The sequence below is a fragment of the Streptomyces sp. Y7 genome, from assembly GCF_043195415.1.
In the GTDB taxonomy this organism is placed as follows: domain Bacteria; phylum Actinomycetota; class Actinomycetes; order Streptomycetales; family Streptomycetaceae; genus Streptomyces.
On record NZ_JBIDDQ010000006.1, the window covers coordinates 360,163 to 374,373 of the forward strand.

Below are 14,211 nucleotides of genomic sequence, written 5' to 3' on the forward strand. Positions count from 1 at the left end.
GTCACCCTTCCAGGCTCCCGTCCGGGCCGGCCGCTTTCGTCGTCGCCACTGACGAACCGGCGGTACATCGAAAGATGCAGTCCAGGACCCTTCCCCGGAATCACGCGTGGGCCGTGCGCACCGTGTTGGATGGAGCCATGGTCCTTCCCCGCCCGCACCGCTTCGACGTCTACGTCGCTGTGGGCGGGCTGCTCGGCGGCCTGCTGCTGGTGGCCTTCGGCCTGGCCACCCGGCCCGCCAAGGACCCCATCACGCTCTTCGACGGCCCCTGGCCGATCCTGCTGCCGCTCACCGTGATGGCCGGTTGCGAGCTGCTGCGCCGGACGACCCCGCGCACGGCCCTGCTGATCGGCACCGTCGCGATCTGCGCGGACGTCTTCACCCAGGGCAATCTGGCCACGGTCCTGATGTTCACCGACATCGTCTACGCGGCCGTGCTGTACGGCCCGCTCGCCTCGGCCCGCCGTATCCAGTGGATCACCGGCCTGCTCACGGTGGCCGCGACCCTGGTGCCGTTCGCGGTGTGGCGCACCCCGGAGGCGCTGCTGATCGGCGTGGTCGTCGGCATCGTGGCGTACGGCCCCGCCGGCACGGGCTGGGTCGTGCGCAACCACCGTGACGCCGCCGAGGCCGCCCGGCTGAGGGCCGAACAGACCGCGCTGCTCGCCGAGATGGACCGCTCGCAGGCCGTCGCCGGGGAGCGCGCCCGCATGGCACGCGAGCTGCACGACATGGTCGCCAACCATCTCTCCGCGATCGCCATCCACTCCACGGCCGCGCTCTCCATCGACGACCCGAAGACCTCCCAGGAGGCCCTGTCGGTCATCCGCGAGAACAGCGTCGAGGGGCTCGCGGAGATGCGCCGGCTCATCGGCATCCTGCGGGACGCCGGCGGCGAGACCGAGCCGGCGGCCGCCCCCACGCTCGACGGCCTCGACGCCCTGGCGGAGGGTGCCCGCACCAACGGCCTCGACGTCCACCTCGATTCCGTGCCCGGCACCGTCCCCGCCCCTGTCGAGCTCGCGGCCTACCGCATCGTCCAGGAGTCCCTGACCAACGCCCTCAAGCACGCCTCCCCCGGCCGGGTCGCCGTCGCGCTCGCCCAGCGGGACGGCTGTCTGACCGTCGCCGTGACCAGTCCGTTCGGCGACCGCGACGGGCCGCGGGCGCCCGGTTCCGGCGCCGGTCTGGTGGGGATGCGGGAGCGGGTCGCACTGCTGGGCGGCGAGTTCGAGGCCGGGCCCGAGGACTCCGCCGACGGCAAGATGTGGGTCGTACGCGCCAGGCTTCCGCTGACCGAAGGAGACTCCGCATGATCCGTGTGCTCGTCGCCGAGGACCAGTCGGCCGTCCGCGCCGGACTGGTCCTCATCCTGCGCAGCGCGCCCGACATCGAGGTGGTCGGCGAGGCGGCGGACGGTGAGCAGGCGGTGGAGCGGGCCCGGGAGCTGCGGCCCGACCTGGTGCTGATGGACATTCAGATGCCGCGTCTGGACGGGGTGTCGGCGACCCGGAAGGTCGTGGCGGAGCGGCTGGCGGACGTGCTCGTGCTGACCACCTTCGACCTCGACGAGTACGTCTTCGGGGCGCTGCGGGCGGGGGCCTCCGGTTTCCTGCTCAAGAACACCGACGCCCGCGACCTGCTGGAGGCCGTGCGCACGGTGGCGCGCGGCGAGGGCCTGATCGCCCCGGCCGTCACCCGGCGTCTGATCGCCGAGTTCGCGGCCAAGCCCGTACGGGAGCCGACGGTCGACCCGTCCGTCCTGGACTGCCTCACCCGACGGGAGCGCGAGGTGCTCTCCTGCCTCGGCGAGGGCCTGTCGAACGCCGGCATCGCGGACCGGCTCGACATGGCCGAGGCGACGGTGAAGACACACGTCAGCCGTCTGCTGGGGAAGCTGGAGCTGCGCAGCCGGGTCCAAGCGGCCGTACTGGCACAGGAGTTGGGGATCTAGCGGGGCGGATCCGGGACGAAAGGTCAACTGGTCCAGACCTATTGACCTGTGGTCCAGACCTTTCTATTCTCACCGCACCATGAGTGGGCGTGAGGCTCAGTCATGCCCCCTGACTTCCCAACAAGGAGGCGCAGCATGCGCTTCAGACACAGAGCCGTGGCGGGTTTCGCGACCCTGCTGCTCCCGCTGGCGGGCCTGGTCGGCCTCGCGAGCCCGGCCGAAGCCGCGACATCCGCCACCGCCACCTACGCCAAGACCCAGGACTGGGGCTCCGGCTTCGAGGGCAAGTGGACGGTGAAGAACACCGGCACGACATCACTCAGCTCCTGGACCGTCGAATGGGACTTCCCCTCCGGCACCTCCGTCACCTCCGCCTGGGACGCCGACGTCACCTCCTCCGGCACCCACTGGACCGCCAAGAACAAGTCCTGGAACGGCACCCTCGCCCCCGGCGCCTCCGTCTCCTTCGGCTTCAACGGCGCCGGCTCCGGCTCCCCCGCCAACTGCAAGCTGAACGGCGGCAGTTGTGACGGCGGCACCACGGAGCCCGGCGACAGCGCCCCGAGCGCCCCCGGCACGCCGAGCGCCTCCGACATCACCAACACCTCGGTGAAGCTGTCCTGGAGCGCCGCCACCGACGACAAGGGCATCAAGAACTACGACGTGCTGCGCGACGGCGCCAAGGTCGCCACCGTCACGACGACGTCCTACTCGGACACCGGCCTGACCGCCGGCACCGACTACTCGTACACCGTCCAGGCCCGCGACACCGCCGACCAGACCGGTCCGGTCAGCGGCGCCCGCGCGGTGCGCACCACCGGCGGCACCACCGACCCGCCGCCCACCGGCGACAAGGTCAAGCTCGGTTACTTCACCGAGTGGGGCGTCTACGGCCGCAACTACCACGTCAAGAACCTGGTGACCTCCGGCTCCGCGTCGAAGATCACGCACATCAACTACGCGTTCGGCAACGTCAAGAACGGTCAGTGCACCGTCGACGACACCTACGCCGCCTACGACAAGGCCTACACCGCCGACCAGTCCGTCAGCGGCACCGCCGACACCTGGGACCAGCCGCTGCGCGGCAACTTCAACCAGCTGCGGCAGCTGAAGGCCAAGTACCCGCACATCAAGATCCTCTACTCCTTCGGCGGCTGGACCTACTCCGGCGGCTTCGGCCAGGCGGCACAGAACGCGGCCGCGTTCGCCAAGTCCTGCAAGTCCGTGGTCGAGGACCCGCGCTGGGCCGATGTCTTCGACGGCATCGACATCGACTGGGAGTACCCCAACGCCTGCGGCCTGACCTGCGACACCTCCGGCCCCGCGGCCTTCAAGAACCTGATGTCCGCGCTGCGCACGGAGTTCGGCCCGAACTACCTGGTCACCGCGGCCATCACCGCCGACGGCTCCTCCGGCGGCAAGATCGACGCGGCGGACTACGGCGGCGCCTCGCAGTACCTCGACTGGTACAACGTGATGACGTACGACTACTTCGGTGCCTTCAACGCGCAGGGCCCGACCGCGCCGCACTCGCCGCTCACCTCCTACACCGGCATCCCGCAGGCCGGCTTCAACTCGGCGGACGCCATCGCCAAGCTGAAGTCGAAGGGCGTGCCGTCGGCCAAGCTGCTGCTCGGCATCGGCTTCTACGGCCGTGGCTGGACCGGCGTCACCCAGGCCGCCCCCGGCGGCACGGCGACCGGCGCGGCTCCCGGTACCTACGAGGCCGGCATCGAGGACTACAAGGTCCTGAAGAACTCCTGCCCGGCGAACGGCACCATCGCCGGCACGGCATACGCCTACTGCGGCAACAACTGGTGGTCCTACGACACCCCGTCGACGATCGCCGGGAAGATGTCCTGGGCCAAGAACCAGGGCCTCGGCGGTGCGTTCTTCTGGGAGTTCAGCGGCGACACCGGCAACGGTGAGCTGGTGACCGCCATCAACAACGGGCTGCAGTAGCCCTCCGGCAGTACCGTCAGAGCGCCACGGACAGGCCCCGGCCTGTCCGTGGCGTCTTTTGCACGCCCCGGGCACGTCGGCCGGGAACACAAGGAATCTCCAGCCGGTCGGCGGAGATTCACATCACTGCGGTGATATCGGTCAGGCGACGTTGACGCGCTGTCCGGGCGGGGCCGCCTCGAGCCACGCGAGGAAACCGGTCAGCGCGTCCTCGCTCATGGCGAGTTCGAGACGCGTGCCCCGGTGCAGACAGGTGAGGATCACGGCGTCGGAGAGCAGCGCCAGTTCCTCCTCGCCGTCGGGCAGCCGACGGCCGGCCACCTCGATCGCGGAGCGCTCCAGGATGCGGCGCGGGCGGTAGGCGTAGGAGAAGACGCGGTACCACTCGATGCGGTCGCCGTTGTAGCGGGCGACACCGTAGCTCCAGCCCTTGCCGCTGGTGTCGGTCTTCTCCGGCACGTCCCAGCGCAGCGAACAGTCGAAAGTGCCGCCCGAGCGCTGGATGAGTCTGCGGCGCAGGCCGAAGACGAACAACCCCAGCACCACAAGGGCGACGACGATTCCGCACACAGTCAGAGCGAGGACCATCGGCACCGACCTCCTCGTCTCCTAGGTAACGGAACGGAAAAAACTTCCATATCTGCCTCAGCCGCGACCGGCACCGGATTGCTCCGGTCCCAGCCGCGGCTGAGTGACGTCATCGCGTGCGCTCCCCCAGAGCCTAGACGGCCCGGCAGGTGACCCCGTGGGTCAGCGCGCCGTCGCCGCCCGCAGGCGGACCTCCGCGCGGCGCTCGGCGGAGGCGTCGTCGTCCGACTTCGCGCGCTCCAGCGCGCGCTCCGCGCGCTGGACGTCGATCTCGTCCGACAGTTCGGCGATCTCGGCCAGCAGCGACAGCTTGTCGTCCGCGAACGAGATGAAACCGCCGTGCACTGCGGCGATGACGGTCCCGCCATCACTCGTACGGATGGTCACCGGGCCCGACTCCAGCACACCGAGCAGCGGCTGGTGACCGGGCATGACGCCGATGTCGCCGGACGTGGTGCGCGCGACGACCAGGGTGGCCTGGCCCGACCAGACCTCACGGTCGGCGGCGACCAGCGCGACGTGCAGCTCAGCAGCCAAGGTGGCTCCTCGGGTCACCACCCGGCGGTTCTGCCGGGTGTTGGTTACAAGTCTAATAGGCATGGAAGAGGGGGCGGGACGTGCCCCGCCCCCTCACCAAGAGCTCAATGGCTCACGAAGACCGGTGCGTCAGGAGACGCCCAGCTCCTTCGCGTTCTTCTTGAGGTCCTCGAGACCACCGCACATGAAGAACGCCTGCTCCGGGAAGTGGTCGAACTCACCGTCGCAGATCGCGTTGAACGCGGTGATCGACTCGTCCAGCGGCACGTCCGAGCCGTCCACACCGGTGAACTGCTTGGCGACGTGCGTGTTCTGGGACAGGAAGCGCTCGACGCGGCGGGCACGCTGGACGACCAGCTTGTCCTCCTCGCTGAGCTCGTCGATACCGAGGATCGCGATGATGTCCTGGAGGTCCTTGTACTTCTGCAGGATCCCCTTGACGCGCATGGCGGTGTTGTAGTGGTCCTGCGCGATGTAGCGCGGGTCCAGGATCCGGGACGTGGAGTCCAGCGGGTCCACGGCCGGGTAGATGCCCTTCTCGGAGATCGGACGGGAGAGAACCGTCGTCGCGTCGAGGTGGGCGAAGGTGGTGGCCGGGGCCGGGTCGGTCAGGTCGTCCGCGGGGACGTAGATCGCCTGCATCGAGGTGATCGAGTGACCACGGGTCGAGGTGATGCGCTCCTGGAGGAGACCCATCTCGTCGGCCAGGTTCGGCTGGTAACCCACCGCGGAGGGCATACGGCCGAGCAGGGTCGACACCTCGGAACCGGCCTGCGTGAAGCGGAAGATGTTGTCGATGAAGAACAGCACGTCCTGCTTCTGCACATCGCGGAAGTACTCCGCCATGGTCAGACCGGCCAGCGCCACGCGCAGACGGGTGCCCGGGGGCTCGTCCATCTGACCGAAGACCAGAGCGGTCTTGTCGATGACGCCCGACTCGCTCATCTCGTCGATGAGGTCGTTGCCCTCACGGGTGCGCTCACCGACACCGGCGAACACCGACACACCGTCGTGGTTGTTGGCGACGCGGTAGATCATCTCCTGGATGAGCACCGTCTTGCCGACGCCGGCACCGCCGAACAGACCGATCTTTCCACCCTTGACGTACGGGGTGAGAAGGTCGATGACCTTGACGCCGGTCTCGAACATCTCGGTCTTCGACTCGAGCTCGTCGAAGTTCGGGGCCTTGCGGTGGATGGACCAGCGCTCGCCGTCGTACTTCTCGTCGACGTTCAGCACCTCACCGAGGGTGTTGAACACCTTGCCCTTGGTGAAGTCGCCGACCGGGACGGTGATGCCCGCGCCCGTGTCGGTGACCGCGGCCTGGCGGACCAGACCGTCGGTGGGCTGCATGGAGATCGTGCGCACCAGGCCGTCACCCAGGTGCTGGGCGACCTCCAGGGTCAGGATCTTCTTCTCGCCGGCGTTGGCCGGGTCGGCCACCTCGACGTGAAGGGCGTTGTAGATGTCCGGCATCGCGTCGACGGGGAACTCCACGTCGACGACCGGGCCGATGACCCGGGCGACGCGGCCCGTGGCCGTCGCGGTCTCAACAGTGGTGGTCATTAGCGGTCACTCCCCGCGGTCGCGTCGGCGAGGGCTGCAGAGCCACCGACGATCTCGCTGATTTCCTGGGTGATTTCGGCCTGGCGGGCCGCGTTGGCAAGACGGGAGAGCGTCTCGATGAGCTCGCCCGCGTTGTCGGTCGCCGACTTCATCGCGCGCCGCGTGGCGGCGTGCTTCGAAGCGGCCGACTGGAGGAGCGCGTTGTAGATACGGCTCTCCACATAGCGCGGCAGCAGGGCGTCGAGGACGTCCTCCGCCGAGGGCTCGAAGTCGAACAGCGGGAGGATCTCACCCTTGGTGTGGGTGTCCTCCGCGACTTCCTCGAGGCTGAGCGGCAGCAGCTGGGCGTCCAGCGCCTGCTGCGTCATCATCGAGACGAACTCGGTGTAGACGATGTGGAGCTCGTCCACGCCGCCCTCCGCCGTCTCCGTCTCGATGGCCTCGATCAGCGGGGCCGCGACCTTCTTGGCGTCCGCGTACGTGGGCTCGTCGGTGAAACCGCTCCACGACTCCGAGATCTTGCGCTCACGGAAGTTGTAGTGCGCCACACCACGGCGGCCGACGATGTAGGTGTCGACCTCCTTGCCCTCGCGCTCCAGACGCTCGGTCAGCTGCTCCGCCGCCTTGATGGCGTTGGAGTTGAAGGCGCCGGCCAGACCGCGGTCGCTGGTCAGGAGCAGCACCGCGGACCGCGTGACCGTCTCGGCCTGCGTGGTCAGCGGGTGCTTGGTGTTCGAGCCGGTGCCGACCGCCGTGACCGCGCGGGTGAGCTCGGTCGCGTAGGGCGTGGAGGCCGCCACCTTGCGCTGCGCCTTGACGACGCGCGAGGCGGCGATCATCTCCATCGCCTTCGTGATCTTCTTGGTCGCGGTGACGGATCGGATGCGACGCTTGTAGACCCGGAGCTGGGCTCCCATGAGTCAGGTCCCTTCCTTACGTCACTTGGAGGCGCTGGTCGCCTTCGGGGCGGCCGGAGCGTCCTCGCCGAGCAGCTTGCCGTCCGCGGTCTCGAACTGCTTCTTGAACTCCGCGATGGCGTCGGCGACGGCGGTGAGCGTGTCGTCCGACATCTTGCCGCCCTCCTTGATGGAGGTCATGAGGCCCTGCTCCTTGCGGTGCAGGTACTCCAGGAGCTCCTTCTCGAAGCGGCGGATGTCGTTGACCGGCACGTCGTCCATCTTGCCGGTGGTGCCGGCCCACACGGAGACGACCTGGTCCTCGGTGGACATCGGCTCGTACTGGGCCTGCTTCAGCAGCTCGACCATGCGCTGACCGCGCTCCAGCTGCGCCTTCGACGCGGCGTCCAGGTCGGAACCGAAGGCGGCGAACGCCTCCAGCTCACGGAACTGGGCGAGGTCCACGCGCAGACGGCCGGAAACCTGCTTCATCGCCTTGTGCTGCGCGGAACCACCGACTCGGGAGACGGAGATACCGACGTTCAGCGCGGGGCGCTGACCGGCGTTGAACAGGTCCGACTCCAGGAAGCACTGGCCGTCGGTGATGGAGATGACGTTGGTCGGGATGAACGCCGAGACGTCGTTGGCCTTGGTCTCGACGATCGGCAGACCCGTCATCGAACCGGCGCCCATGTCGTCGGAGAGCTTCGCGCAGCGCTCCAGCAGACGGGAGTGCAGGTAGAAGACGTCACCCGGGTAGGCCTCGCGGCCCGGCGGGCGGCGCAGCAGCAGGGACACGGCGCGGTAGGCGTCGGCCTGCTTCGAGAGGTCGTCGAAGATGATGAGGACGTGCTTGCCCTCGTACATCCACTGCTGACCGATGGCCGAACCGGTGTACGGCGCCAGGTACTTGAAGCCGGCCGGGTCGGACGCCGGGGCGGCGACGATGGTCGTGTACTCCAGCGCGCCGTTCTCCTCCAGGGCACCGCGCACGGACGCGATGGTGGAGCCCTTCTGGCCGATGGCGACGTAGATGCAGCGAACCTGCTTCTTCGGGTCGCCCGAGCGCCAGTTGTCACGCTGGTTGATGATCGTGTCGACGGCCAGCGCGGTCTTGCCGGTCTGGCGGTCGCCGATGATCAGCTGACGCTGACCACGGCCGATCGGGGTCATCGCGTCGACGGCCTTGTAGCCGGTCTCCATCGGCTCGTGCACCGACTTGCGCTGCATGACCGTGGGGGCCTGCAGCTCGAGGGCGCGGCGGCCGGACGTCTCGATCTCGCCGAGGCCGTCGATCGGGTTGCCGAGCGGGTCGACGACACGGCCGAGGTAGCCCTCGCCGACGGCCACGGAGAGAACCTCACCGGTGCGCTGCACCGGCTGCCCCTCCTCGATGCCGCTGAACTCACCGAGGACGATGGCGCCGATCTCGCGCTCTTCCAGGTTGAGCGCGAGGCCGAGGGTGCCGTCCTCGAACTTCAGCAGTTCGTTGGCCATGGCCGAGGGAAGACCCTCGACCTTCGCGATGCCGTCGCCGGCAAGGGTGACCGTACCGACCTCCTCGCGCGAGGCCGCGTCCGGCTTGTACGACTGGACGAAGTTCTCCAGCGCGTCCCGGATCTCCTCCGGCCGGATCGTGAGCTCCGCCATCTGGGTTCCCTGCTCTCCTTGTTGGGCCCGAAGTTTCACTTTGGGGGGATGGGGACTCCCCCCTGAACGAGGTGAATCCTCTGCACGGCCCAACATGGGCCGTCGTAAGTACGTACTGCTATGAAGTTGCTGCTAGCTCGCCAGTCGGCGGCCGGCGTCCTCGATGCGGTCCGCGAGGGAGCCGTTGATGACCTCGTCACCGACCTGCACCCGGATACCGCCGACGACCTCGGGGTCCACGTCGATGTTCAGGTGCATCGTGTGGCCGTAGAGCTTGCCGAGAGCGGCGCCGAGGCGTCGCTTCTGCGTGTCGCTCAGCGGCACCGCCGTGGTCACGACGGCCACCAGGCGCTCGCGGCGCTCGGCGGCGAGCTTGGACAGGGACTCCAGTCCCGACTCCAGGCTACGTCCACGCGGCGCGGTCACAAGACGCGTCACCAGACGCTCGGTGGTCGCCTTGGCCCGGCCGCCGAGCAGGCTGCGCAGCAGCTGGCCCTTGGCCGAGGTGGTGGCGGCGCGGTCGGTGAGCGCGGCGCGCAGCTCGGTGTTCGAGGAGACGATCCGGCCGAACCGGAACAGCTCGTCCTCGACGTCGTCGAGCGTGCCCGCCTTCTGCGCGGCGGTGAGGTCGGCGGTGGCCGCCAGCTCCTCCAGCGCGTCCACCAGGTCGCGGGACTGCGACCAGCGGGAGCGCACCATGCCGGCCAGCAGGTCAGCGGTCTCCCCGCCGACCTGGCCGCCGAGCAGGCGCTGGGCCAGCTCGGCCTTGGCCTCGCCGGCCTGCGCCGGGTCGGTCAGGACCCGACGCAGCGACACCTCGCGGTCGAGCAGCGCGGTGACGGCGGCCAGCTCGTCGGCGAGCCGTCCGGCGTCCACGGACGTGTTGTCCGTCAGCGCGTCGAGTCGCTCGCGTGCGGCTGCCAGGGCCTCGCGGCTCGCTCCGTTCATCGTCCCGCCTCGGCCTTCTCCTCGAGCTCGTCGAGGAAGCGGTCGATGACGCGGCTCTGCCGGGCGTGGTCCTCGAGGGACTCGCCGACGAGCTTGCCGGCCAGGTCGGTGGCAAGCTTGCCGACGTCCTGGCGCAGCGCGGACGCGGCGGCCTTGCGGTCGGCCTCGATCTGGGCGTGACCGGCGGCGACGATCTCCTCGCGCTGCCGCTGGCCTTCCGCGCGCATCTCGGCGATGAGCGTGGCGCCCTGCTCCTGTGCCTCCTGGCGCAGACGCGCGGCCTCGTGCCGGGCCTCGGCGAGCTGGGCCTTGTACTGCTCCAGAACGCTCTGTGCCTCGGTCTGGGCGGCCTCGGCCTTCTCGATACCGCCCTCGATGGCCTCGCGGCGCTCTTCCAGAACCTTGTTGATGTTCGGGAGGAGCTTCTTGGCGAGGAAGCCGAAGACGATGACGAAGGCGAGGAGACCAATGACAAGCTCAGGGACCGGCGGGATGAGGGGGTTCTCCCCCTCGCTCGCCGCGATGAGCAGCTGGCTCATGTGGGTGCCTTTCGTCTAGTCGGCTGGACTGGTGTGGTGGATCAGTAGCCGTAGACGAACGGCATGACCAGACCGATCAGCGCGAGCGCCTCACAGAAGGCGAAGCCGAGGATCTGGTTGGCACGGATCAGGCCGGCGGCCTCGGGCTGACGGGCAAGCGCCTGGGTGCCGTTACCGAAGATGATGCCGACGCCGACGCCGGGGCCGATCGCGGCGAGGCCGTAACCGATGGAGCCGAGGGAGCCTTCGACAGCAGCAAGGGTCTGGGACATGCCAGTTCTTCCTTTTCTTTACGGACCGGTGGGGGTTGGCCACCGGACGAATTGTGGAGGTGAAAGAGGGGCGGTGGCTCAGTGGTGCTCGGCGAGAGCGCCCTGGATGTAGGTGCACGTCAGCAGGACGAACACGTACGCCTGCAGGGCCTGGATGAACAGCTCGAAGGCAGTCATCACGATGACCATCACGAACGAGACACCCGCGTAGGCGATACCGAAGCCGTTCAGCATGTACCAGCTGGCGATCGTGAAGAGCAGCAGCAGGGTGTGACCGGCGAACATGTTCGCGAAGAGTCGCACGGCGTGGGTGAACGGCCGGATCAGCAGGTTCGAGAAGAGCTCGATCAGCATGGCCAGCGGGAGCACCGCACCGAGCGACTTGTCGTAGCCGGTGACGTTCTTCCAGAAGCCGACGAAACCGTGCCGCTTGAAGGTCAGGGAGACCCACAGGACATAGACGATCAGCGCCAGGACCAGCGGGTACGAGATGATCGCGGTGACCGGGAACTGGGCGATCGGGATGATCGACCAGAGGTTCAGCATCCAGACGAAGAAGAAGAGCGAGACGACGAGCGGTACGTACTTCTCGCCTTCCTTCTTGCCGATGGTCTCGTAGACGACACCGCGCCGGATGAAGTCGTATCCCGCCTCGGCGACCATCTGGAGCTTGCCCGGGACCACCTGCGGCCTGCGGAACGCGGCCCAGAAGAAGCCCACGATGATGATCGAGCCGAGCAGCGCCAGCAGCATCGTCTTGTTGAAGTACAGGTTGCTGTCGCCGTCACCCCACAGGGGCTGGAACATGAACGAGTGCAGGCCAGGCGAGACTTCGGCGAAGCCACACCCGTCGAAAAGGTGGCAGTCGGTCTCGAAGGCGAGCACCTGCGTCGGGTCAGCACTCACCGCGGGCTCCTTCAGCGTGGCGCATAGGTACGGCAACCTCGTTGTGTCGGCGCGGCGCGCAGCCGCGGTTCGGCACGGGACTGGTGTTACGGATGTGGGGGCGGCAGTGGGGCATCTCGCCTCGCGATTGAGCAGGCGTCAGCTCGGATGCCCGCGCCCGCGATGCCGCAGTTGGCACCGGACGATAGCAGGACTTCTTCCGCCCCTTTATCCCGCCCCTACCTCTCACGACGAGTGCCCCGTCTTTTCGGACTTGCCGTCCTTCGAGGAGGCGTCCGAATCGGGTTCGACGTAGAGGATCTTGGCCTTCATGTGGGCCCGCGTCTGCATGGCGATCCACACGAGGGTGGTGCCGAGCAGCGTGAACGCGAAGACCCGGGGGTTGAACAGCGTCGTGTTCTTGAACGCGGCCATGAAGATGAACAGCAGCAGGATCTGCGCGGCGTACAGCATCAGGCCCATGGCCTGGAACAGATGCGGAAGCGATTTGGCAGTGCGCTGGAGAACGTAGAGACCGAGCCCCATGAACAGGATCACGACCACCGTCGCGACGACGGCCCCGATCGCGCCCTTGCCACCGGCGACCACACCACTGACGACGGCGGCAACGGCGCCGGCGACGGCTGTGGGCACAGCGGCCTGAAGCAGGATCCGGGCGTCATTGGACGGCATGGCGGCAACTCCGCTTTCACGGTGGGGGCAGGGTGTCGTCATGGACGAGCGTAGTCCCGGGCTGAGAGAGAACCTCACGCCGGGTGGACCGTCGCACTTCGGTCCTTCGGCTCTGTCCCGGGTTCTCGTGAACCGTATCACAAACTATTTGATGAGGTCTTTACCTGGAGAGTGTGCCCACTGTCACACATGAGAGTGAAGGCGCGCGTCTGTGCAGGAACGTTGCCGACTTGTCTGGTATTGGGATGCTTCGCTCCCCCATGAGTTGGCAATGCTCTAGTCAGATTCTTACCTTGCGGCTTCTCTTACCTTGACCGTCAGCGCGACGTTCCGGCTTTACGCCTGTCCAGGGTCCGCGAACGGGCGCCGATCGCGGTCGCCCCGTTGACGTGGGGGACGCCTGCGGCGACCGGTGTGCGCGGCTGCTCCTCGGACTCGGCCGGTGCCTCGGCGTCCGCGGTCTGCGGTGTCGTGGCGGAGGGCTCGGTGACGGCCGCCCCCCGGCGGTAGCGCGGCGGCACGAAGGCCTCCGCCCAGCGGGGGGTACGCGGCGTGAAGCGCGGCAGGAGCAGCAGGACGAGGCCGATGAAGCTGAGGAACACCACGCCCAGCACGATCCACATCGACGCCGAGTTCACCGAGTAGGCGAGCGCGCCGAAGGCGATCAGCGCCGACCAGAAGTACATGATCAGCACCGCGCGGCTGTGGGAGTGGCCGATCTCCAGCAGCCGGTGGTGCAGATGCCCCCGGTCCGCGGCGAACGGCGACTGCCCGCGCCAGGTGCGGCGCACGATCGCCAGCACCAGGTCGGCGGCCGGGATGGCGATGATCGTCAGCGGCAGCAGCAGCGGGATGTAGACCGGCACCGTCTGGTGCACGGCCGCCTTCTCGGAGCCGGCGAACAGCTTCAGCGCGTCCGGGTCGACCTGACCGGTGATGGAGATGGCGCCCGCGGCGAGGACCAGGCCGATCAGCATCGAGCCGGAGTCGCCCATGAAGATGCGCGCGGGGTGCATGTTGTGCGGCAGGAAGCCCAGGCACATGCCCATCAGGATCGCCGAGAACAGCGTGGCCGGGGCGGCGGCCTCGATGCCGTACGAGACCCAGACGCGGTAGGCGTAGAGGAAGAACGCGACGGACGCGATGCAGACCATGCCGGCCGCGAGGCCGTCGAGGCCGTCGACGAAGTTGACCGCGTTGATGGTGATGACGACCAGGGCGACGGTGAGCAGGGTGCCCTGCCACTGGGTCAGCGCGACGTTGCCGACGCTCGGGATGGGCAGCCACAGGATCGTCAGACCCTGCATGACCATGACGCCGGCGGCGATCATCTGGCCGCCCAGCTTGATCAGGGCGTCGATCTCGAACTTGTCGTCCAGGACACCGATCAGCCAGATGAGCGCCGCTCCGGAGAGCAGCGCCCGCGGCTCGTTGGACTTCTCGAAGACGGCGCTGAGGTTCGTGAGGTGGTCGGCGACCAGCAGGCCCGCGCACAGGCCGAAGAACATGGCGATACCGCCGAGCCGCGGAGTCGGTTCGCGGTGCACGTCGCGTGCCCGGATCTCCGGCATCGCTCCGGCCACGATCGCGAACTTACGTACCGGCCCTGTCAGCAGATACGTCACCGCGGCCGTGATGCAGAGCGTCAGCAGGTATTCACGCACGGGCTTCCCCACAAGTCTCGCTGGCCATCTCAGCCCCACACCCTAGCGACGTACGCA

General features: G+C 68.2%; 14 protein-coding genes. 3 read left to right on the forward strand and 11 right to left on the reverse strand.

Features of this window, described 5'->3' with window-relative positions:
* The first annotated feature begins 137 nt into the window (after nt 1–137).
* From ACGFW6_RS19045 to ACGFW6_RS19055, 3 genes are all read left to right on the forward strand, one after another.
* Entirely contained in the window at nt 138–1,316 is a 1,179-nt protein-coding gene (locus ACGFW6_RS19045) for a sensor histidine kinase (protein ID WP_393510693.1), read from the forward strand.
* Entirely contained in the window at nt 1,313–1,954 is a 642-nt protein-coding gene (locus ACGFW6_RS19050; protein ID WP_393510696.1) for a response regulator, read from the forward strand. Before ACGFW6_RS19045 ends, ACGFW6_RS19050 begins: the two co-directional genes overlap by 4 nt.
* Nucleotides 1,955–2,089: 135 nt before the next feature.
* Entirely contained in the window at nt 2,090–3,916 is a 1,827-nt protein-coding gene (locus ACGFW6_RS19055) for a glycosyl hydrolase family 18 protein (protein WP_393510699.1), read from the forward strand.
* Nucleotides 3,917–4,057: 141 nt separating this feature from the next.
* Here ACGFW6_RS19055 and ACGFW6_RS19060 read toward each other — a convergent pair whose 3' ends face one another.
* The 11 genes from ACGFW6_RS19060 to ACGFW6_RS19110 all read right to left on the reverse strand — a co-directional run bounded on the left by ACGFW6_RS19060 (nt 4,058) and on the right by ACGFW6_RS19110 (nt 14,154).
* Nucleotides 4,058–4,504, reverse strand: a complete 447-nt coding sequence (locus tag ACGFW6_RS19060) for a DUF2550 domain-containing protein (protein ID WP_380844583.1) — start codon at nt 4,502–4,504, stop codon at nt 4,058–4,060.
* Between the two features lie 162 nt (nt 4,505–4,666).
* Nucleotides 4,667–5,041 carry a F0F1 ATP synthase subunit epsilon gene (locus tag ACGFW6_RS19065; RefSeq protein ID WP_194040551.1) on the reverse strand — a complete coding sequence of 125 codons (375 nt, stop codon included), beginning with the start codon at nt 5,039–5,041 and terminating at the stop codon, nt 4,667–4,669.
* Between the two features lie 129 nt (nt 5,042–5,170).
* Nucleotides 5,171–6,607, reverse strand: coding sequence for a F0F1 ATP synthase subunit beta (gene atpD, locus ACGFW6_RS19070; protein ID WP_393510703.1), 1,437 nt, complete (start codon nt 6,605–6,607; stop codon nt 5,171–5,173).
* Nucleotides 6,607–7,524: a F0F1 ATP synthase subunit gamma gene (locus ACGFW6_RS19075; protein ID WP_393510706.1), complete on the reverse strand. Its 918-nt coding sequence runs from the start codon at nt 7,522–7,524 to the stop codon at nt 6,607–6,609. The genes atpD and ACGFW6_RS19075 overlap by 1 nt, the downstream gene beginning before the upstream one ends.
* Nucleotides 7,525–7,545: 21 nt before the next feature.
* Complete coding sequence (atpA, locus tag ACGFW6_RS19080; protein ID WP_393510709.1) at nt 7,546–9,153, reverse strand: F0F1 ATP synthase subunit alpha; 1,608 nt, start codon at nt 9,151–9,153, stop codon at nt 7,546–7,548.
* 132 nt (nt 9,154–9,285) lie between these two features.
* Nucleotides 9,286–10,101, reverse strand: coding sequence for a F0F1 ATP synthase subunit delta (locus ACGFW6_RS19085; RefSeq protein ID WP_393510712.1), 816 nt, complete (start codon nt 10,099–10,101; stop codon nt 9,286–9,288).
* Entirely contained in the window at nt 10,098–10,640 is a 543-nt protein-coding gene (locus ACGFW6_RS19090; RefSeq protein ID WP_030944978.1) for a F0F1 ATP synthase subunit B, read from the reverse strand. The genes ACGFW6_RS19085 and ACGFW6_RS19090 overlap by 4 nt, the downstream gene beginning before the upstream one ends.
* A 41-nt stretch (nt 10,641–10,681) precedes the next feature.
* The gene (atpE, locus tag ACGFW6_RS19095; protein WP_009321656.1) at nt 10,682–10,912 is read right to left on the reverse strand and encodes an ATP synthase F0 subunit C; all 231 of its coding nucleotides are present in this window, start codon (nt 10,910–10,912) and stop codon (nt 10,682–10,684) included.
* A 78-nt stretch (nt 10,913–10,990) separates the two neighbouring features.
* Nucleotides 10,991–11,818 (reverse strand): F0F1 ATP synthase subunit A, encoded by an 828-nt coding sequence (gene atpB, locus ACGFW6_RS19100; RefSeq protein ID WP_107902772.1) that lies wholly within the window; start codon nt 11,816–11,818, stop codon nt 10,991–10,993.
* Nucleotides 11,819–12,043: 225 nt separating this feature from the next.
* Entirely contained in the window at nt 12,044–12,490 is a 447-nt protein-coding gene (locus tag ACGFW6_RS19105) for a hypothetical protein (RefSeq protein WP_393510864.1), read from the reverse strand.
* A gap of 317 nt (nt 12,491–12,807) precedes the next feature.
* Nucleotides 12,808–14,154, reverse strand: coding sequence for an MraY family glycosyltransferase (locus ACGFW6_RS19110; protein ID WP_393510717.1), 1,347 nt, complete (start codon nt 14,152–14,154; stop codon nt 12,808–12,810).
* Nucleotides 14,155–14,211 lie beyond the last annotated feature (57 nt).

What these genes read in the sequence shown, in the direction of transcription:
- ACGFW6_RS19045 (WP_393510693.1), top strand. Translation starts at nt 138, where the DNA reads ATGGTCCTTCCCCGCCCGCACCGCTTCGACGTCTACGTCGCTGTGGGC.
- ACGFW6_RS19050 (WP_393510696.1), top strand. Translation starts at nt 1,313, where the DNA reads ATGATCCGTGTGCTCGTCGCCGAGGACCAGTCGGCCGTCCGCGCCGGA.
- ACGFW6_RS19055 (WP_393510699.1), top strand. Translation starts at nt 2,090, where the DNA reads ATGCGCTTCAGACACAGAGCCGTGGCGGGTTTCGCGACCCTGCTGCTC.
- ACGFW6_RS19060 (WP_380844583.1), bottom strand. Translation starts at nt 4,504, where the DNA reads ATGGTCCTCGCTCTGACTGTGTGCGGAATCGTCGTCGCCCTTGTGGTG.
- atpD (WP_393510703.1), bottom strand. Translation starts at nt 6,607, where the DNA reads ATGACCACCACTGTTGAGACCGCGACGGCCACGGGCCGCGTCGCCCGG.
- ACGFW6_RS19075 (WP_393510706.1), bottom strand. Translation starts at nt 7,524, where the DNA reads ATGGGAGCCCAGCTCCGGGTCTACAAGCGTCGCATCCGATCCGTCACC.
- atpA (WP_393510709.1), bottom strand. Translation starts at nt 9,153, where the DNA reads ATGGCGGAGCTCACGATCCGGCCGGAGGAGATCCGGGACGCGCTGGAG.
- ACGFW6_RS19085 (WP_393510712.1), bottom strand. Translation starts at nt 10,101, where the DNA reads ATGAACGGAGCGAGCCGCGAGGCCCTGGCAGCCGCACGCGAGCGACTC.
- ACGFW6_RS19090 (WP_030944978.1), bottom strand. Translation starts at nt 10,640, where the DNA reads ATGAGCCAGCTGCTCATCGCGGCGAGCGAGGGGGAGAACCCCCTCATC.
- atpE (WP_009321656.1), bottom strand. Translation starts at nt 10,912, where the DNA reads ATGTCCCAGACCCTTGCTGCTGTCGAAGGCTCCCTCGGCTCCATCGGT.
- ACGFW6_RS19105 (WP_393510864.1), bottom strand. Translation starts at nt 12,490, where the DNA reads ATGCCGTCCAATGACGCCCGGATCCTGCTTCAGGCCGCTGTGCCCACA.